At 44.3% G+C, this 20981-nt stretch carries 16 protein-coding genes and 1 pseudogene; 2 read left to right on the top strand and 15 right to left on the bottom strand.

What is annotated here, in order from left to right; all coding sequences use genetic code 11:
* Positions 1 to 40: 40 nt before the first annotated feature.
* The 8 genes from AX677_RS06560 to AX677_RS06525 all read right to left on the bottom strand — a co-directional run bounded on the left by AX677_RS06560 (position 41) and on the right by AX677_RS06525 (position 6209).
* Positions 41 to 613 (bottom strand): DUF2812 domain-containing protein, encoded by a 573-nt coding sequence (locus tag AX677_RS06560; RefSeq protein ID WP_060976575.1) that lies wholly within the window; start codon positions 611 to 613, stop codon positions 41 to 43.
* Positions 613 to 936: a PadR family transcriptional regulator gene (locus tag AX677_RS06555; protein WP_060976574.1), complete on the bottom strand. Its 324-nt coding sequence runs from the start codon at positions 934 to 936 to the stop codon at positions 613 to 615. The genes AX677_RS06560 and AX677_RS06555 overlap by 1 nt, the downstream gene beginning before the upstream one ends.
* A gap of 224 nt (positions 937 to 1160) precedes the next feature.
* The gene (locus AX677_RS06550) at positions 1161 to 1949 is read right to left on the bottom strand and encodes a D-alanyl-D-alanine carboxypeptidase family protein (RefSeq protein ID WP_060976573.1); all 789 of its coding nucleotides are present in this window, start codon (positions 1947 to 1949) and stop codon (positions 1161 to 1163) included.
* Entirely contained in the window at positions 1936 to 2634 is a 699-nt protein-coding gene (locus AX677_RS06545) for a histidine phosphatase family protein (protein WP_060976572.1), read from the bottom strand. The genes AX677_RS06550 and AX677_RS06545 overlap by 14 nt, the downstream gene beginning before the upstream one ends.
* A 99-nt stretch (positions 2635 to 2733) precedes the next feature.
* Positions 2734 to 3435, bottom strand: a complete 702-nt coding sequence (locus AX677_RS06540; RefSeq protein WP_060976571.1) for a histidine phosphatase family protein — start codon at positions 3433 to 3435, stop codon at positions 2734 to 2736.
* Positions 3436 to 3565: 130 nt separating this feature from the next.
* A complete protein-coding gene (locus AX677_RS06535) occupies positions 3566 to 4462 on the bottom strand; it encodes a hypothetical protein (protein WP_060976570.1) in 897 nt (298 codons plus the stop codon).
* Positions 4463 to 4594: 132 nt separating this feature from the next.
* Positions 4595 to 5932 (bottom strand): PFL family protein, encoded by a 1338-nt coding sequence (locus AX677_RS06530; RefSeq protein ID WP_002911698.1) that lies wholly within the window; start codon positions 5930 to 5932, stop codon positions 4595 to 4597.
* A gap of 10 nt (positions 5933 to 5942) precedes the next feature.
* Entirely contained in the window at positions 5943 to 6209 is a 267-nt protein-coding gene (locus tag AX677_RS06525) for an ACT domain-containing protein (RefSeq protein WP_002911697.1), read from the bottom strand.
* Between the two features lie 253 nt (positions 6210 to 6462).
* Here AX677_RS06525 and AX677_RS06520 point away from each other — a divergent pair, with 253 nt between their 5' ends.
* Entirely contained in the window at positions 6463 to 9561 is a 3099-nt protein-coding gene (locus AX677_RS06520; RefSeq protein ID WP_060976569.1) for an LPXTG-anchored zinc carboxypeptidase, read from the top strand.
* 57 nt (positions 9562 to 9618) lie between these two features.
* Here the strand turns inward: AX677_RS06520 and AX677_RS06515 are convergent.
* Positions 9619 to 10653, bottom strand: a pseudogene (locus tag AX677_RS06515) (dihydrodipicolinate reductase).
* An 86-nt stretch (positions 10654 to 10739) separates the two neighbouring features.
* Here AX677_RS06515 and AX677_RS06510 point away from each other — a divergent pair.
* Positions 10740 to 11576: a helix-turn-helix domain-containing protein gene (locus tag AX677_RS06510; protein ID WP_060976568.1), complete on the top strand. Its 837-nt coding sequence runs from the start codon at positions 10740 to 10742 to the stop codon at positions 11574 to 11576.
* Positions 11577 to 11726: 150 nt separating this feature from the next.
* Here AX677_RS06510 and AX677_RS06505 read toward each other — a convergent pair whose 3' ends face one another.
* From AX677_RS06505 to AX677_RS09440, 6 genes are all read right to left on the bottom strand, one after another.
* Entirely contained in the window at positions 11727 to 15944 is a 4218-nt protein-coding gene (locus AX677_RS06505; RefSeq protein ID WP_060976567.1) for a GH32 C-terminal domain-containing protein, read from the bottom strand.
* A gap of 278 nt (positions 15945 to 16222) precedes the next feature.
* Positions 16223 to 17161: a RimK family alpha-L-glutamate ligase gene (locus AX677_RS09445; RefSeq protein WP_060976566.1), complete on the bottom strand. Its 939-nt coding sequence runs from the start codon at positions 17159 to 17161 to the stop codon at positions 16223 to 16225.
* Between the two features lie 14 nt (positions 17162 to 17175).
* The gene (locus AX677_RS06495; protein ID WP_060976565.1) at positions 17176 to 18426 is read right to left on the bottom strand and encodes a dicarboxylate/amino acid:cation symporter; all 1251 of its coding nucleotides are present in this window, start codon (positions 18424 to 18426) and stop codon (positions 17176 to 17178) included.
* A 184-nt stretch (positions 18427 to 18610) separates the two neighbouring features.
* Positions 18611 to 18940, bottom strand: coding sequence for a hypothetical protein (locus tag AX677_RS06490; protein WP_004193376.1), 330 nt, complete (start codon positions 18938 to 18940; stop codon positions 18611 to 18613).
* A gap of 15 nt (positions 18941 to 18955) precedes the next feature.
* Positions 18956 to 19237 (bottom strand): hypothetical protein, encoded by a 282-nt coding sequence (locus AX677_RS06485; protein ID WP_004193378.1) that lies wholly within the window; start codon positions 19235 to 19237, stop codon positions 18956 to 18958.
* 38 nt (positions 19238 to 19275) lie between these two features.
* Positions 19276 to 20981 (bottom strand): hypothetical protein (locus tag AX677_RS09440; RefSeq protein WP_060976564.1); only part of this gene is annotated, 1706 nt, incomplete at its 5' end.

The following is a 20981-nucleotide window of genomic DNA, read 5'->3' as shown; positions in this document are numbered from 1 at the left end:
TTTTTCCTCGCTTTCATAACCATATTTACCAAAACCGCAATCAGTCTTTCAGTTCCTGCCTCATTTTCCAAAAACGCAAGGCAATATGGACCAGTTGACAGAACAGAATGAGCAATATAAGACAGTCTATTGCTAAGATTGATTTGAATAATAGACTTGCTTTCAAACTTTTCTGGGAAATATCTAGGATGAGATAGGTAGTGACACACAAAACCATGATGGCTGGTAAAAACCGCCATACAAGCAAACGCTTGACCATTTCTAGCTTAGACCATGCGTCATTATAGATTTCAAGATCACTGTCTGCATCAATCTGAGAAACCGGCTTGCGGAAATAAGAAAATTGATTAAAGTTTGTAATATGCTCCCAGCCACAATCCTCAAATAGTTGATAATAGGATTCTTGCTCCGCCTTCTTTATGGGGCGAAAATCTAATTGATAGGCCACTTCCTGAGGCGGACAGGCTTCAAAAGTATAGCGAACTGCAACAAGAAAGGGAGAATAACTTACTTTTTTCAATTTCCAGCCTTCGCTATGCATTTTTTTAAAATAAGCTGCTTCTCTGTCATAGTCTGCAATGGTAAAGATTTTATAGACAATTTTCTTTTCCATCAAACTTCCTCCTTACTATTGCGGTAAAGGCGCTCAATCCGCTGGATTTCCAACTCTAAAATCTGGCTTCCAAGCTCCGTGATAGAATAGAGTTTTCTCTTTTCTTCCTCACGAACAAAGGCAATCAGACCATCTTTTTCCATCTTTGCCAAAGTCCCGTACATGGTTCCCGGGCTAATAGATAGCTGTCCTTCTGTCAGCTCCTTGACTTTTTGAGTAATACTGTAACCATGCCTCTCTTTCTGAAGACAGAAGAGGATATAAAAACCTGTCTCTGTCATTGGCACATAGACTCTCCTAAGCTTTTCTGTCAATCCACTCATCTTTTCATCTCACTTTCACCTCGATATATCGAACCTTGATATAAAAATTATATCGCAGTCCGATATAGTTGTCAAGGATTTATAAATATTTTTACAGAAAGTGATTCATTTTTATCTTTCCATACTTGCAGCTAAAGCTGCTTTAAGTCAGAAGCATAAGAGATTAGAGACCTGCATCCTGATAAATCAGCATAAAAAAAGCCAGGAACACCTGACTTACTTGTTTATTTTCCCGCCGCCTTGAGTAGGGCGATATATTCTTCCAGAACCAGATTGTGCTTCTGCATATACTGGGCATTCTCCACACCGACATAGCGGTAATGCCAGTTCTCAAAATCAACTCCAGTAATGTCACTCTTGCCATCTGGATAGCGAAGGACAAAGCCATACTGCGGAGCTAGTTGGGCAATTTTGGCTGCCAATTCATCCCCCTGGCCTTCTGGAGCGCTCATATCAATAGCCAAGCCCGTTTGATGCTCGCTGGCTCCTGGAAGCTGCACCTGCTTCAGCACGATGCTGACTGCTTCTTCATTTGACAAGCCTTTGGCAACTTCCCCAGCAACTTTTTCGTTATAGAGTTCCTCCTGCTCAGCTCGGCTGCGATAGCCAGAGATTAAAGTTTCTTCAGGAGCTATCGCCTGGGCTGCTGCTAGGAATTGCCGAGTATTTTCAGCAATACGGCTGTCGACCTGCACCTCTCCAATCTGAGTCAGATCAGGTGTTTTTTCTTCTTGCTGGTTGTCTCGATTGACCAAAATCAAATTCCAGTCAGTAGAAGAAACCTTGGGCAAATCAGACTGCGAGCTCTCTGAGCCAGAAGAGCCTTTCGTAGCAGAACTGCTAGACGAACCCGAAAACTGAATCTTTGCAAGCAGATCTTGTAACAAGGACGGACGGAAATAAATCGCCGTTCCTCCAGCTGCCAGACACAAGATGATTAACAACAAAAGCGTTAACCCAATCTTCTTAGACTTCGATTTTCTCTTTTCTTTGCGATGTTTAGCGCGCTTCAACTTCTTCCTCCATTACTTTGGCACCGGCCTCTCGATAAGACATGTCTCCGACGCAAGCTACTGTGAATTTACCGTCTTCATAGTCTACAACCGTCACACTGCCATTGTCCAAACCATGAGGCCGAGTTCGATTGATTAGATAGACAAAGGTTCCGATGGTCATGCCGTGGCTGACTACAAGGGCATTCCCACCGCCAGCAGCTTCCAGCTCCTCAGCTATGGCTGAAAAGCCTTCCCAAATTCGGCCGCTGAGCTTTTCCCAGTTTTCTGCCCAGCCTGCTGTATCGACTTCTACAAGGCCTTCTGCCAACTCAGCATAGCTGAGCTGATGAACGTGCTCAATATTGAAAACCCGGGGCATCACACCCATAAAGAGTTCCCCATCATAACCACCATCAAAACTGCCAAAGCACCATTCGCGAATCCGTTTGTCAAAGGTATAAGGAATCTGACCAGTCAGATCCAGCTCCTCCAGAATAATGCCCATGGTCTGAATAGTCCGGCCGCTGTCGCTGGAACGGGCCAATTTGAAATCAAGCCCAGCTTCTCTCAAGCCAATGCCCAACTCATGAATGCCACGTTCCCCAACTTCAGTCAATGGGGTATCAGACCAGCCTTGAGCCCGGCCGATAGTATTAAACATGGTCTTGCCATGACGAACCAAGTATAATCTTGTTTTTGCCATTTCATTTCCTCCGTTGTTCTTTTCATATTATACCATTTTATGAAGAAATTGGCTCCATCTGGCTTTCAAAGCAAAAAGCAGGAGTCTCAAAACTCCTGCTCATTCTTGATTTTCTCGATCCAATATAGCTGCACCAACCTGACGGTAAGACACATCACCCAAGGCCTGGATGCTAAAGCGACCATCTTCATACTCCAGCACTGTGACACTGCCATTGTCGACATTAGGATTTTTCGTGATATTCTCATCAACCAGATAAGCCAAAGTACCAATGGTCATACTGTGGCTGACGACCAGAGCATTGCCACCGCCTGAGGACTCCACCTCTCTAGCAATGGCTTCAAATCCTTCTAAAATCCGACCGCTTAGCTTGTCCCAAGGCTCAGCCCAACCTGCCGAATCCACTTCTACCAGGCCATTCGCCAAATCCGGCCAACTGAGTTCTTTGTAATTATCCGTCTTAAGAACTCGTGGGATAACGCCATGAAAGAGCTCACCACCATAAGCACCATCAAAACTGCCGAAACACCACTCCCGGATGCGCTTGTCATAGCGATAGGGAATCTGACCAGTCAGGCCCAGCTCCTCTAGGATAATCCCCATGGTCTGAATGGTCCGACCACTATCACTGGAAAAAGCCTTGACAAAAGGAAAACCAGACTCTCGCAATCCGATACCCAGCTCGCGAATACCGCGCTCCCCTTTAGCAGTCAGCGGGGTATCAGACCAACCTTGAGCCCGGCCGATAGTATTGAACATGGTCTTGCCATGACGGATAACATAGAGTCTTGTTTTTGACATACTTCACCTCTTTTATTTTTTCTTTGTTTATTATAGTATAGGCCTTCGTATTCTTTAGATAAAGAAGAGGGAGAACCCGGTTTCCCACTATGATAGACAGCTGCTCACTTTGAAGTCAGCATCTAATCAACTATAGAGACTTAATATGAACTTTTACAGCACTGACACATCCAAGAACAATGTACAGATAATGGAGCCAATAATTAAGACCAAACTGTCCGGATAAAGCGGCTTTATTAATAGCGATAACGGCTTGCAAAATATTGCCTTCCCCTTGGTAAAAAGAATTGGCATAACCAATTTGAACAGCTACAAAGCTCATCGCTAAAGTAAAAAAGAAACTTGCCACAATTCCTAAAACAGAAATACCTTTGACAAACTTTTCATAGCAAGCAATGCTAAATAGCAGTGTAAAACCTGATATGAAGCCCATGGCCAAGGATGCACCTGTCAGAAAGAAGACAAGACATGCGCCAAGCAAGCTCGTCAAGAATGCTCCGAGAACACCCAGAAAATAATGTATTTTCTGCGGACTTTGATGAGGAAGGGAACGCTTTGTCACCTTATCCTGTGAGATGGAAATCATCCGCTCATAGCTAGATGGCGTGAGAAAGAGCCAATCGCCTTTGATCTGATACAGGTCCACATCTCCGGTTTCACCGGTTTTTTCACAGGCGCTAACCAGCCCTTGCTCCTCAAAGTAGCGGGTGCAGTCCTCAATAGCCTCCTCCAAAATATCCGGCAGCAGATCTCGATCCTGATCAGCCAAAATCTGACAAGCCAAGTTATAGCCAGCTCTCTCAAAATCAATCAAGACCTCAGAATCGTTGATCAAAGCTTCCAAGGTATCTCGACCGATATAGCCCTGCTCACATCTGACTGAGAAAAAAATCGCAAATTCGTCGCCATCTGTTATAGTCTCTAGATAAAAAGCATAATCCCCTCTACGGCCATATATAATGCCGCTCTCCTTATCAAAATCCAAACCTAAATCAAGGGCCAGCTCAGCTAGCTCTCTTTTATTCATAACCTAAACAATCTCCTTATAATCCCCTATCTTTCAAGCATCCAGCTAGACTCAATCCCGCAAACTCCTACTCGGAAACTGAATAGCTGTCCTTTATGATGCTTTCTTAAAAGCTGTTTCAAATCTAGCTTTTTAATTTTTAAAGCTGTGAATAGGCGCTGGAATCTGACCGCCCCGCGCGATAAAGGCAGCAGACGAAGCTTGATTGACCTTCATGACCGGAGCTGTTCCCAAGAGCCCGCCAAATTCAATCATATCGCCTTCCTTGCCTTTCGGAATAATCCGCACAGCTGTTGTCTTCTGATTGATAACTCCAATCGCCGCTTCATCCGCAATCATGGCTGCGATGGTTTCAGCCGGTGTCGCTTCTGGAATGGCAATCATATCCAAACCTACCGAGCAGATAGCTGTCATAGCTTCTAGCTTTTCTAGATTGAGCGAGCCATTTTGCACAGCTGCAATCATGCCCTCATCTTCAGAAACAGGAATGAATGCACCAGATAGTCCGCCCACCTGATTGCAGGCCATGACACCGCCTTTTTTGACTTGGTCATTGAGCAGGGCAAGTGCCGCTGTCGTACCATGAGTACCGACTGTTTCCAAGCCCATTTCTTCCAAGACACGGGCCACTGAATCCCCGACCGCCGGTGTTGGAGCCAGACTCAAGTCAACAATCCCGAACTTGACGCCCAGACGCTCGCTGGCCATCTGACCGACCAACTGACCGATACGAGTGATTTTGAAGGCCGTTTTCTTGACCGTTTCAGCGACCACGTCAAAGCTCTCACCACGGACCTTTTCCAAGGCCCGCTTGACAACACCTGGCCCAGAAACACCGACATTGATGACCACATCTGCTTCACCGACACCATGAAAGGCGCCCGCCATGAAGGGATTATCCTCCACCGCATTGGCAAAGATGACCAGCTTGGCCGCCCCCATGTCAGAAAGCTGGGCTGTTTCCTTGATAATCCGCCCCATATCCGCCACTGCCGTCATATTGATGCCAGTCTTGGTTGAGCCGATATTGACAGAGGAGCAAACCTTATCCGTCTCAGCCAAAGCACGTGGAATGGAATTAATTAGAATTTCATCGCCTTTTTGATAGCCCTTTTGAACCAAGGCCGAGAAGCCGCCGATAAAGTCAACACCGATTTCCTTGGCCGCCTTGTCTAAAGCCTTGGCCAGAGGCACATAGTCTCTGCTGTCTGTCGCTGCCCCAATCAGCGAAATCGGAGTCACAGAGACCCGCTTGTTGACGATGGGAATCCCAAGCTCGGCAGCAATTTCGTCCCCAACTACCACCAGATCTTTCGCTTTGGTCGTGATTTTTTGGTAAATCTTCTCTGCCGCCAGATCAATATCTGTGTCGATACAGTCCAAGAGTGAAATGCCCATGGTGATGGTCCGAATATCAAAATTCTGCTCCTCAATCATGGCAATGGTTTCTGTTACTTGTCTAATATCCATCCTTCACTCCTTAGATAGTGTACATGGCATCAAAAATGGCTGCACTTTGAATGTTGATTTTGACGTTGAGCTCTTGGCCAAAAGCTTCAAACTCATTGCGAAGTACCGTAAAATCTTGCTTTTCATCGCTGGACACCAAGGCCATCATGGTAAAATATTCCTCCAAAACGGTTTGGGAAATATCGTCAATATTCAGCCCCAGCTCCGCAATCTTGGTGGAAACTCCGGCTACAATCCCTGTTTTATCTTTTCCGACAACGGTAATAATTGCTTTCATGCTTGGCTCCAATCATTTTTAGTTTGTCTCATTGTAGCATAAATTCAAGGATTTTGTATACTATTTCAGAAAATAAAGACAGAAGGTTCGGATATTGCAAATAGCACTTGGAACTAGGAAGACCCCTATGCTCAGCAATTCATCTGAGAGACTTTTTGGGGCAACTTTGTATGTTTTTTCTATTTTTGTTTGAAAGCGCTTTCGATATTTGTTATACTAAATATAGAATATTTTACACAAAGGAGATTTCCTAATGAACGATTCATACAAGAAGCGTCTCTATACTCAGGTCTTGAGTTTATCAGCCGCTGTATTGATGGCTGTCTTAGCTCAGGGCAAGGCCGCGGCTGACCAGCAGAACAGTACTGAGTCACAGCCAACCGCCAATCAGGTAGAGGCTGTAACTCCAGCGACAGAAGCTGCTCCAAATCAGACAGGAGAAAAAGAACAGACTCCTGCTCCTGCAGCGGGCAATCCAGCTGTCTCTGCAGCAGCTCAAACAAGAGCAGCTGCTTCTGAAGAAGCCAAGACACAGCTGGCCGACAGTACCGTTTATATGTCCGAACCTGCAGAGCTCAAGGAAACCGTCCAAGGACAGGCTTCTCAGGCGGGCAAACTGACCTGGACTCTGGACAATAAACCAATAGCCGACTGGAAAACCTGGAATATGGACAGCGGCACCTTTACCGGCCAACCCTTTGTCACAATTGAGGAAAAGGCTGACGGGAACGATCTTCATCTGAATCTGCAGTTTCAAAAACTTTTCGGAGACGATCTCAGTCTGCGCTCTCCCCATAATATCCGCCGCACCTATCGAAACTTCATTGGCAGCCATGAACTGGTCGGTACGAGCCAGGACCTGAGCCTGACTATTCGCAAAAATATCGTCTTGCGCCCTTATGAAGACTTCCACAGCCATGAGGAGATGCTGGCATCTATTGAAAAGAGCAGACAGGATGCCAAAACAGATCGTTTGGTACAGATTGAGAACATTGGAAAGAGCGCTCAGGGGCGCGATATCAAGCTGGGTATCATCAGTTCTGACCAAAAGAGCATCGACGACTACCTCAGCACAACTAATCCGCAAGCCTTGACCAAACCAGCAGAAATGCTGGCAGCTCTCAAAAATGGCAACTTAGACTATAAACTGCCTGTGCTCATTAACAACACTCACGCTGATGAACAGCCTGCTATTGATATTATCACAGGTCTCTTTAAAACTTTTGCAACTAAAGACCAAATCAGCTTCAAAACAACCGCTGCCGATGGTTCTGAAAAACTTGTCACTCTCAAAATCCAAGATTTACTGAAGAAGTTTATCTTTCTCTTTGACTTTACGGAGAATCCTGACGGCGATGTCCTCAACACTCGGGCTCTGGCCAATGGACTTGACCCTAACCGTGATACTGGCTACCAAGCCAATCCTGAAACCCGTACTGTTGCTGGATTGATTAACAAATGGAACCCAATTGCCCTCTATGATATCCACGGATTTGTCAAGGAATTCCTGATTGAGCCGGCAACCCCGCCTCACGATCCTAACTTTGAATATGACCTTTTAGCTGACCTCATGCTGGACAATGCCCATCATATGGGACGGGCCGGCGTTGCCAACTCTGGCTACGACAAATACATCATTCCAAAACTGGACTGGGGAGACGGATGGGACGATTCCTTCTCCGGCTACACAGCGGTTTATTCTATGTACCATGGCATCCTGGGACATACCATCGAAATTCCGGAGGGCAATCAAGAGTCCTACAAGGCTGGATATTATGCAGTTCTAGGAGGCCTTGACTATCTAGCTCAGAACCCAGATAAACTCATGGAGATGCGTCTCAACTTCTACCTGCGCGGCATCAATAAAGTCGAAGATCCTAAGGCAGAAAATGAACTCGTCGGACCTGATGGTCAGGTCGTAGGCCGGATTAAAAAAGGCCAGGAAAAATTCTTCCCAGACTACTATGTCATCCCGATGGGAGTAGACAAGGACAACGATACCCAAGAAGCCTTTAATATGATTGACTATTTCAAGCGCAACGGTGTCCTGGTCAAAGAACTCAAGGAAGACAGCGGCAACTATAAAAAAGGCGATTTGGTTGTCGATATGGCGCAGGCCAAGCGTGGCTATGCCAATCATGTCCTCTACAAAGGCTCAAATGAATCCAAGTGGGCTGCTATGTATGCGGAATTGGTTGTCAATTTCCCTGATATGAAAGGCTTCAAAGCCCAGCCAGTCTTTGGCGACAAGCTCTTTGAAGGCAAGCTAGGCGAGGTGACAGCCCTCCGTGCTGCACGTACCAGTCAGGTTGATCACAAAGCGCCTTATTACGTCATTGCCAATACGTCTGAGAGCGCGGTCAAGGCCGTCAACCAAGCTCTTGCTGAAGGCAAGAAAGTCTACCTGACAGATGACGGCTACATCGTTGATACACCGACCTTTACCAGCCTCCTAGATCGTTATGCTATTTATGGTGATGCCCTTTATAAGATTCCACAAGGACCGACTCTGAAGCCTCTCAAGGTCTATGCACCGCCGCATCAGTTTTACTGGGCAGGTGTGGACTCACCCGCTCACACAGCTTTGGCTCTGAAAAATATGGGCTTTGAAATCGTTGACAGCCCAGAAGAAGCGGACGTCATCGTCCTTGAAAGCAACGACTATGACAAGTCTCTTATCGGACTTAAGCCAACCATCGTCGTCGGAGGCTCTGCTATGCAGCGCTTGGAAAAACTAGGAATCTTAGATGGATTTGACGCTGAGCGCTTCAAGAACGGCAGTGACTATGAAGGATTGATGAAAGCCGTTATTCAAGACCAAGACCCGCTGACAAGCGGCTACAAAAAGGATGGACTCTTTTACTCCAACTCTGGTAACTGGATTGCTAAGATTCCTGCCAACTTTAGGACTCTTGCCAGCATTGCTGGCAGTGACTTCTACATCGCTGGCTGGTGGCCTGGCAATGAAAAACTGGCCAACAAAGTCGTAGCCATTGCCGGCACTTATAAAGAACAACCTCTCTTTGTCTATGCTGGCAATCCGACCAACCGGCTTCACCCTGTCCACTTCTACCGTTGGATCTCAAATGCTATCTTTGGCAGCCAGTTGGCCGAACTGACAGACCTCCCAAGTCCTGCGACACCTGTTCCAACCTATCAAGCGCCAAGTCAGACTGTCCTTGACTGGAAGCCTGCTACAGTGAATCCACCGGCTCAAACGGTAGTCCTGACCTACAAGAGTCAGACCCTTCCGCAAACTGGCAGCCAAGAAAAAACTGCCAGCTTTGCTCTAGCTGGACTCCTAATCGCAGGAGCAGCTGGACTCTTACTTTTAAAGAAAAAGGAAGACTAATACTTAAAAATACACCTCCCAATTGATGCGGGAGGTGTATTTTTAGTTATAAACTCTCTATTTTTCCACATAGGTATGAAGCGGATAGGTCGGATAGGCCAGCTCACGCGCCAACTCTGAGGTTACATAACCAGCCGGTGCGTCTAACACAGAAGGGATTCGATTGACGATAGTGGCACAGGTCAAGGCTACAGTATCAGGCTTGCTGACTGAAAAGGCTAGATTTGGCTCACCAGTAATTTCCCAATCACACATATCTCCGTCATTTTCACGATAGACCTTGCCAATACACTCTACTTCCAACTCAATTCCCTGATGGGTATGAATGGTTGTCACAGCTGACATACCCGTTACTTGCCCCGCCGGAACTGTACGTCCCAGCGTTTCAGAATAAACATCTTCATCCAAAATGTAAGGAACGCTCCTTTGTGAAATATCCTGAATGGTCCAGTTCATCTTAGAGCAAATAGCTTCAGCAGCATTCCACATATAGGACGGAAGACTCTCAGCACTGGCAATTTCCTTTTCAAATCGCTCTGAATCGTAACCAGCACCATGCGCTTCTGCCAAAGCCAGACCATAATCTTCCACATTATAGCTGACAATCCCTTTCACCTTTTGAATGCGATTAAGGCCAGACATAGCCAAGCAAGGCATATTAATCCAGTAAATATCCTGCATGCCTGATCCCATTACAGTGACACCATATTCTTTAGCCATCTTGTCCAAGCGGTTTGTTTCAGATGGCGATGTCGTCCAAGGGTAGATAGCTTCCTCACAGGTCGTGATGATATTAACTCCATGCTTGATAGCTGTTTCAAAAAAATCATACATTTCCGGCATATAGGAAGCAATGGTGACAATGGCAATGTCAGCGTCGCACTCTTCAAAGACACGTTCAGCATTATCAGAAATCAAGACACCAGTCTTATAGCCTAGCTCTGCAAAATCACCAACATCCTGCCCTACAACAGCAGGATTGTTATCAATAGCTCAGACGATTTCTACACCGTGATCCAATAGATACTTGAAAATCACTTTAGGCATCTTGCCGCAGCCATACTGAACAGCACGAATTTTTGTATTTCTCATGGCAAATCCTCCATTAATTGTTATTATTTTCACAATTATAGTATAATATCTCTAGTAACTAGAGAGTCAATAGAGGGTTTTAAAAAATGAAAAAAATTTTGCGTATCGGAGAATTTTCCCAAATAAATCAGATTTCCATCCAAACTCTACGATTCTATGACCAAATCGGTCTTTTAAAACCCTATAAAGTCGATCCAGAAACCAACTATCGCTACTATCACATCAATCAATCTTCTCTGGTTGACTCCATTCAGTACCTGCGTCAACTGAATTTTTCTCTAGAAGACATCAAAGAAATCCTATCTGATAAGGACCATTTTCAACTGAACCAGCTTATCGAGGAGCGCTATCAGCGCCTTCTAGAGGAAAAAGAGAATTTAGAAAAACAAATCCAAGAAATTGAAATCTTTCGGTCTGGTGCCCGTATCTATGGCGAAAAGCAGAGCGAGCAAGAGCTGGAAATCCTAACTTTTTCTGAACGGCAGCTGCTTACTTTTGAAATTAATCAAAATATTTATCAAATGAAAAGTGAGGAATACGAACTTGCTCTCCGCTGCTTCAAGCAAGAAATCCTGCGTTACAGTCCTTTTTTCACTCATTTCAGCCGTGTTGGCTCCATTATGAAACAAGAAGATTTCCAAAAAGAAAGATGGATTTCCAAACAACTCTGTCTCTTCCATCATACTCCCAATGAACTCCCTCACTTAAATCGAATGTTGCTGCCGGCAGGAAATTATGCTGTTGCTTACTGCTCTTCCTTTGCAGATGAACTTAAAGCTCTGCCGCATTTTCACCAGGCTCTGACCCAAGCTGGATATACTCCTGTGGGCGATTATATCTGCGAGGTGATTCATGAACAGCCACAACTCCAGGAGCAGCACCGCGATATGTTCATCCGGATGCAAGTTCGGATAGAGGATTAAGAAAGGAGGAAAGAGGATGTAGCGAAATTTCTTGCCAAATACTGGAGCATGCTCAGCTAGAAACGAATCATTTCGCAAGCCATAATTATATCAAAAAAGGACGGGAAAACACCCATCCTTTTTATGTGCAAATAACCATTGCTTAGCATCTTAGTCTTCTTGCTTCTTTCTTCCAGCTAGAAGACCCATTCCCAGAAAAGCTAAACCAGCCAGAGGCAGAAACTTATCTTCTTGAGTGCCAGTCTTAGGCAGGGCTGAGTCGGGAGCTGGCTGCAATCTTGGCGACGGAATAACTTTTCCTTCCTCACCTTGTTTCAAAGCTTGAGCCTGGGTCCTTGTCAAAGGCTGTTTAGCACTTTCAGCCACCACCTTGCTGCCAACTTCTACTAGTTCGTCAACTGCTAGAGAGAGCACTTCCTGACCGAGGATGGTTCGCTGACCGTTCAAGACTTCTACAAAGACCCGCTTTTGACCTTTTTGGCCGGCTACAAGTATCCGCCGCTGCCCTTGTTCCAGTTCTGGATTTTCCTGTTCTCGGGTCTGATATGCAATCTCTTCCATTACGACTTCTAAGAAAGGCTTTTCTTCCACTAGGTCCTTTATCCCTTCTTCCGGAGTGACCTGATGACTTGGTTTCTCAGCCAGAGCAGCAAGAGCTGTCTTCAGATCCTGCTCTGCTCTATCTAAATCCGCCTGCTCCGCTTTTTCATCTGCCAAGAGAGACTGAGCTCGAGCCAAGGCTGACTGGTAAGCCTGAACTGTCTCATCTGTGTAGAGGCTCGGATCTAGACTAGATGTACTGTCTACCACTTTCTGCAGAGAAGCCTTATTAACCGCTGGCGCATGAAGATTGTTCACAAAGAAATTGCGCGCTTCCAAATCTCCATCCCAAAGCCCCAGACCGACATAGGCATCATTATAATAAGGCTCAACCGTATCAAATTGGTGGTTCAGGTATTCTACACCGTCTACAGATACACTAACACCATTTTTAGTTTTCACTAGCTTAACATGGTGGAACTGGCCGTCATTAAGATGCTTGCCATTCATGCTACTTTCTGCAATCGTCTCTCCCATAAAGCGGTAAAGTCGAATCTTATCATTATCGCCAAATTGAATAGAATAAGCATTGCGAGGATCAACATTTTCAGACGCATAGAAAATGTTAATCAAGCCTTTTTGATACTTGAGATCCACATCCAAGTTATACTCAGGGAAAGGTATCTTCTGACCTCCTATATAATAATCATTGGCGCTGGTATTCTGATTATAGAGACTTTCACCGTCGACATACCACTTACCAGAGACAGCTTTTAAGTCTGGAACATTGGTCTTAAAGTCATTACGGCTAATATTGATGGTGAAGACCTTGGAAAGGCTTGGATTTTCCTTAGAGGTCGCCGTTACCTTGACCACACCCCTTTGCAGAGCAGTCACTCGTAGCTTATTGCCATCTTCCGTGACAGAGACTAGGTCTGGCTGATCCACACTCCAACTGACCGCTTGAGAGACACTTGCTGGCATGACATATGCTTTCAAATCTAAAGTATCGCCGACATAAATATTATTTGTTACAGGAGAAGCCTGCACTAGTTCCAGTGGTTTGGTCACTGCCTGCTTGTCTTTCCAGATGCCCTTCAGCGGATAAAGAGCAATGTCAGCCTTAGCAGCACCACCTTCTACAAACACACTAGCGGCAAGACTATTTGGTGCAGGGAAAATCTGATTGGCACCCGCTACAGTATACCCTTTTGCAAAGACTTCTAGGCTGGAGCGATCCACATAGAGATGCAGATCTATGCTGCCATCCGCATTGCGCTTGACAGACTGACTATCCACCTGAGCAAATTTATTACTGAGAAGAATGCCGGACTGGCTGCGGTCAATAGAGAGAGTTTCCTTTTCTAAATCATAGGTAACTCTAGTCACTTCTCCATCTCCAACCCGCAGGTTAAAACCGACTTTCTTGGTCGTTTCACTCGGACGGAAAGTAGAGACAATTTCATACTGATCACCTGAAAAATCTTTCAACAGCCCATTCTTCTCACTAACTTCCACGTCTTTATACAACACAGCCTTGTCTTCCTGACGCAAAGACTGATAGGCTGCTATTGGCGTCTGAGTCAGCCGATAGCTGCCGTCTTGCTTGATAAGGCCTAGTTTGAGGTTAAGATTGAAGGTGCCGTTGAACTTCTGACCGACGGTATCGGCTACCAGATTACAGTAGTCCTCCCAGGTATTCATCCAGTTAGACGCGATAATGTCGGGTAGGGTTGGATTAGCCTTGCTGCCAAAGTCCTGAACGTAGTAAGTCATGGCCGCATAAGAATCTTTACCAAAGTTCATGACCTGATCAGCCTGAGCAAACTCAGCATCTGGGACGAAGGTCCACTTGCCCTCCACCTGTCTAAAATCACCGACCTTATAGGAGCGCCCGCCACGAGACAGGACCCACTTAAGGCTGCCATCGTCTGCCAGTAAAGGATAGAAATCTGGACACTCCGTATGGAGATCCGCATAAGTTGACTCCACCTTCCAATTACGCAGATTATCAGACGAATAAATTCTCAGCGGTCCGCCTGCAACGACCATAAACCATTTACCCTCCCAACGGAAGACCTTGGGGTCACGGAAATCCTGAGATTGCAGTGGATCATCCGTCCAGTCAGCTGCAATTTGATCAAGCTTCGTCCAAGTCCGACCCTCATCCTTACTGTAGGCTAACTTGATGCGCTGACCGTTTCCATCGGCAGTAATCAGTGCGACTAAACCGCCCTGGTCATTGTCGAATAAACCAGAGGAATTGGTAGTATCTGCTACGATAGAGCCTGAGAACATAGCCCCATTAGCATCCGGATAAAAGACAATCGGCTGTTCTTCCCAATGAATCAAATCCTTGCTGGTCGCATGGCCCCAGTGCATAGGCCCCCACTTGGTATCGTCATAAAACTGATAGAAGAAATGATAAACTCCCTTGTAATAAACCAGCCCGTTGGGATCATTGGCCCAACCGTCCTTGACCGAATAGTGATACTGACCGCGATAGAGCTCATTGTAGTATACCTCATCTACCTGCCGACGATGGACATTAAGCCGGTAAGTCAGGCTGACCTTCTGCCCATCCGCATCCGTCACAGTGCTGGTTACAGTCAGATAGTTTGCCCCCACTGCCAGCGGAATATTCTTCAAATCACTATAAACCCTACCTGCAGCATCAGTCACGCTTACCTTGGCAGCAGGATTTTTCGCTACGACAATCAAGTCTACAGTCTCAGCATCATGCTTGACATACTGGATAGTGATAGGGGCAGTGAACTGACCTTTCTGCTCCACTCTCCCAACCGAAGAAGTCACCCTTATATCCTCCAACTCGGGATTAGACTGAGGAGTGATTTCTTTATAAAAGGTATTTTGAAAAAGCAGCTCGCTATTCCAGTTAAGTAAGCCAAAATAGCCTTCTGACAGATAAGTATTCTGCCCCTTATCATCTCTCTGAAGCGTGTAATCTCCTGAGCTGGCCACTAGAATATCATTGACATAGTAGGATACCCAAGAGCCGATAGAAACGACCTTGAGTCTATATTTATTATCATCCGTTGGCTCGATATGTTTTTCATTGATAAATTGATAGTCACGTCCGCCTTGCCAACGCCAAAATTTCACATTGTTACTGCCACCATCAATATTAACTGCATAGCTGCTCTTGTCATCCGGATTATTATTACTGCGGAAAATGAGGGCTGCCGCCCCTTCCCTACTGAGGAAGGTTACATCCGTTGAGTAAACAAAATCCTTGCCCTGACTTTGAGAGTAAAGGAAACTATCACCTTTGCCTCTGGCATCACTATAAAGTCCTTGCTCTCGGACTTCCCAAACTCCATTTTTGTCTCCCTTGGCTTCTGCCAAATTAGTATTGAAGCCTGTCTGCTTATCCACAGTCTCTACGGCAAGGAGTTTTTCCGAAGCAACTTCCTTCGCTGCTGGCTGTTCGTCTTCTTCCTGCTTGGTCTCTCTAGCATTTGCTGTGACTTGATCTTCCTTATCAGCCTTTTGGTTGGCTGACTCTATTGCTGCATCCTGATTACCTGCTTCCGTCGCAACAGTCTCCCCAGCTACAAGGTTATCTGTCTTATCGGCATTCCTTATAGGAGCAGCTGTTTGCCCGCTCTCAGGCTCCGAGACAGCTGATGAATCAGTCTGCAAAATCTGAGCTGGAACTGGATTAGCCTTACCCTCATCCGCATAAACCACTCCGCCGCCATCTAACAAGAATGCTCCAAAAGCCAGCAGGGCACACCCAAAAACCCAACGCTTGCCGCTTTTTCTCATAAACCAATTTTTACACACTTTTTCCTGATGATTTTTCATGACACACCTCAATATTCTAAAAATAAAATCAGACTCCTCACAACCAAATCACTGTTACATAACACACTCCTTTCAACTTTCTTTGTTCAAAATGAACACCTCATTTAGCACCTAACTCCCTTATAAAAAAGAAGCAATCTCAATAATCTAAATATAACAAATTTTTGTAAGCGCTTCACCTAACGTTTGTCACAAAAACAAAATGACAGATGTCATATTTTAGAAACGAAGAAAAAACAAAAAGCCTCCAAAACGGAAAGCTCTTGTTCTTTTTAAATTTATTCTGAATAGGATGGTGCCAGCTCGTTCTTTAGATATTCTGCCAAGTGCTGATGAGCAAAAATTCCTGCTTTTTCTTCTGCTGTCGGATTATAGTTGGTATTGGTATTCACATCATAGACATAAATCTGACCCGACTCCGACTCTACCCACTCAATAGCTGCTACATCAATACCAGCCTTAGCTAGAAAGGTTTCATAAGCCTGTCTTTGACTAGCAGGCAGCGGCTCCGTGATTTGAAACTTATCCGATGTTTCCAACTGAGCAGGCTTTTGCCCAATCTGACACCCATCTGCCGGACAAAGCTGAAAGCCATCTGATGAATCAATGGACACTGTATAAAGAAACTTCTGGTTGATGAACTCCGAACGACGAATCCGACCATCCGCAGGCTTGATATAGGCCTGAAGCAGGGTAATCCCATCCACAGAAGGCTCAAAAGCAGGACTCTCTACATAGGCTTCCAACTCTTCCTCACTATTGAAGAGCTGCACTCCCAAACCTTTCCCCGCCCGATTATGCTTGGTAATCAGGGGATAAATATTAAGCTTTCTAGCTGCCTCAAGAATATTCTCCTGTCCCAAAACGGCTACTGTCTCTGGATAAGCAATTCCAGCCTCAGAAAGCTTCAAATATTGTTTAATTTTGCTGATTTCCAGATTAATAGCCCCGCTTCCGTTGATGACCTTGCGACCGTGAGCTTCCAGCCAAGTTAGAACTTGTTCTGTAAATTCCGGTGCATAGCGGTGTCCACGCGTATGAGAAGAGGCTGACATCCGATTGTAGAAAATTCCTGTTGGGGGCGGACTCTGCAGATCTAGGATCCCACTTGACAAATCCCACAGTTCATAGGGCACATCCTTTTCCTCCAGCCACTTGACCAAGTGCTGCGTCCACTCCAAATTTTCATGAATAACGTATACTTTTGCTTGACTCATAAGTCTCCTCTCCATTATGAATACCGAACAGCCAGCTTGCTGCTTTTCGATTCTTCTACTACATTGCCTTCCGTCTTTTCAATAACACTGACGGCCAAGACCTGGCCTAGAACATTGAGGGCAGTGCGACCAGCATTGACAAAGAAATCAACCGCAAAAATCAGGGCAACGCCTTCTACTGGCAGGCCTAGCTGAGGCGCAGCTGCCAGCAAGACAACAATCGCTCCTGAAGGCACCGTTGCAGCTGTTTTACCAATCAAAGTCAAAAGCAAAACAGTAAAGAAAAGTCCTGATACCGAAAAAGCAATCCCATAAGCATGCGCAATAAAAACAGTTGCTACAGAGAAATAAACAGCAGCCCCCTCAAGATTAAAAGTGTAACCCAAAGGCACAACCAAATCTATGACATGCTCATCATAGCCCTGCTTCTTTAAATCCTTCAACAGTGACGGCAAGACAACACTGGAACTGCCAGAGACAAAAGCCAAAGTCAAAAGACTCCAAATCCGTTGCAAGCTTGTTAGATAAGGAATTCTGAAAGCAAAAGCAATCAAAGGAAAAATCACTAAAGCTAGCACCGCATAAGCCAGATAAGTCCCTGCTACAAATTGCCCCAAACCGACCAACTTGTCAACTCCTGTCGTAGCCACATCCTTAGCAATAAAACCAAAAATACCAATCGGAGACAGCTTCACAATCACACCGACAATTTTATAAATAGCCTCAATCCAAATCTGCAGCAGCTCAACAGCTTTCTGAGTCTTTTCTTCCTTGAGACTTCCAAGCCCAAATCCTAAAAATATAGCAAAAACAATAATAGGAAGCAGAGCTCCTTCCGAAAGCGACTTGACAATATTGGAGGGAATGAAGCTAAGCAAGAACTCATCCAGCTGAATACTTTTGGCAAGCCCGTCAATGCTGGCTCCCGCCTGACCGATATTGACTCCCTGACCAAAGCCCAGATAATAAGCTGCAAAGACAAAAATAAAAGTAATCGCCGTCGTGACCGCAAAGAAATAGAGCAGACTCTTTGACAAAAGCTTCCCAAAAGATTTCTTACCAATCACACCAGCCACAGCTACGACCACAACCGGAAAGACCAGTGGAATAATCACCATATTAATCAAACTGATAAAAGCTTGACCCAAAAACTGGTAAAAAGCCGAAAACTGCGGCCAGATAAGAGCAACAAGAACCCCCAAAATTAAAGCAATCAAGAGTTGCAAGCCCAGATAAACCTTTGACCATAAAGAAACTAACTTCATTCCAAACTCCTTTAGTCTATTTTGATAGCTATTTTACTATGATTGCCCCTTTCTGGCTAATATATATTTTCTATGAAAGTAATAGAAGAATTTTATAGGTGAGCTAAATAACGTAAAAAAGCCATCCAAGAAATAACTCCTGAATGTCTATAAACATTTAATCTCCTAAAACTCCAATACTTGCTTAGTTATTTTGCTTTTTAGCTTTTTTCTTATAGAGAGCATCTAATTGCTCCTCATAATCCCAACGAAGTTTTGAGCGTTCTTCACCGATATCATCGATTTGCTCAAGAACATCTTTTCGAAACAACTCTGCATTAGTATCCATTTGAAAAATATCGGAATACGCCTCCACAGGCAGTTCTCCGTTTGCTATTCGGTAAACTTCATCTTTTAATTGCTCTGTCGTATGAAGGACATAAGACAAATTGTCTTCTAAATATTCCTCTTTTTTCTTTAATTCCCTCATCTTTTTATCAAACTGTTCATCCAGTCTATAAATTTCTGCATTCATCTTTATCACCTATAACTAACTTTTGATTGGACTTGTTAATTCTGGTTTTGGCATTTGGGATAGATAGTCTTTAGCTGCATTTGCTGCTTGACCTTCTAGCCCATCCGTGATATTCGTGTTATATGTGTTTTTGGCATAATCTTGCAGTTCTTGTGCTTTGGTATCTAACGTTTGTTGAAGCGCCTCTCTCTTGGCCTTGGCAGCTACTACAGAGACTGTAACGGCCGCTTTTATAGCTAGTCTTTGTTGGCTCTTCAATATTTCTATTATAATATTTTCACTTATTTTTTCTGCCATAATTATCCTTTACTTTTATCGTTTAAACTTGAGTACAATCAAGAGAAGGCTGCAAAAATATCTGCAGCGCCTTGAGCATCTACTTGCTCCAGATTTTGTGCACACTGAATCATACTTTGAGAGAAATTAGTTATCTTAGTTTCAAATTCTTTTAAATGACTGATATTTGACTCGTTAATCCCTGAATCCCACAAGTTTTCAAAGGACAGTTCTGACATTAGTCCCTCTATCTCCGAATCAGACAATAAAAAACCCAAAATCTTAATAGCACTTCTACTATACTCAATAAATCCCTTAAGATTCGATTCGGCATCAGCCAAGGCAGTTTTCACTTCAGATATCTTTTGTTCAATATCTGAACCAGCCAATTCTACAGCAGTATACAACAGCTGGCTCCTCAGCAAAATACGATCTTCGTAACTACCTGCACGCTTGATTCTCTCGTGTAAGTTATTCGGATTATTAAGATCGAGATTCTTTCGATCCCAAGCCAAGGACTCCTTCTTTGCATCCTTGATGATTTTTTCATATTCCTTTTCATAATTTTTATATGTAGCTTTGAGTTTATCTATGTTATTAGCAATATTCCATGCTTCTTCCAAGCTCAACCCCAATTTTTCTTTTATCACAAGTACACTTTTTAAAATCTCTGATAGGTCTCCGCTCTTAATACTATCTTGTAGTTGTCCCGCTAATCTACTAAACTCACCCGGACTCATGGTTACTAATTTTTCAATCGCTTTTTCTGGAACATATTTTTTTATATTTTCAATGCTCTTTTTGTTTAATTCCGCAAGTTTATGACCTGCTTTCCATAATTCAGGATGATAGTCTTCAGAAACCTCCAAGAGATTTCCCTTACTATCTATCTGATAAGCGCCAAAGTCATGGGAGGAGTGTTTATCCATCATACTTGTATATTCGATCGGAACTACCACTCTGACATCACCAAGTTGCTGATCCCAAGGTTTATCACGATTGAGCATACTAACAGGATCAAAGGGATTAACATAATAAATTGTTTTAGCATCTAATTGTGGGATTTTATCGCCATAACCTGCTTTTTCCAGACTTTTAGTAGGATCCGGACCATCAAAAAGAACAATCTGACCAACCTTATTCAACTCTTTCTCATTAAGTCCTGCAACCCCTTGTATCGAAGTCATCGTCCCCAATGAATGAGCTGTTATATCCATCTTGGCATCTGGTGCTGCATATTGATTTAGTTCCGCAATTTTGGCCTTCATGCCTTCAGTAGCATGCTTGGCTTGTGGAACAATCGCGTCTGTCAGTGCAAAAGCTGCATCATTGTAAACCCAGTCTTGGAAGTTGAAATCGCTAGGGTTGTAAGTCTGCAAGTATCCACCCCAGTCCTTTTGTGCCTCATCTATATCAATTCCGAAACCATCACTCCCACGAACAGCAAAATAGGTCTGTTTGGTATTTTGGTTGATCGTATCTGTATCCGTGACATAATAAGCGTGGTATCCAGTTTCTTCATCCTCTAACAACTTTTTATTATCCGGTTGAAGATAAACCTTGCCACCATTTGGCAGATCCGTACCCCCGCCATGAGTTACTTTACCTTCCGAATCTTTTCCATCTGTAGAGAAATTAAATTCAACGGATTTCCCTGAATCAAGTGTTTTTTGAATTTTCGGATCCAATTGTTCATATGGAAACTTATTTGGTCTATCTCTGTAAGCTGATTCTGCTAATGAAGCATATAGATTATCAAAACTTT

The sequence above is a fragment of the Streptococcus sp. CCH8-C6 genome (assembly GCF_001557225.1).
Taxonomy (GTDB): domain Bacteria; phylum Bacillota; class Bacilli; order Lactobacillales; family Streptococcaceae; genus Streptococcus; species Streptococcus sanguinis_C.
The sequence above is the reverse complement of the archived record's forward strand: the minus strand, read 5'-3'. Positions and strand labels throughout refer to the sequence as shown.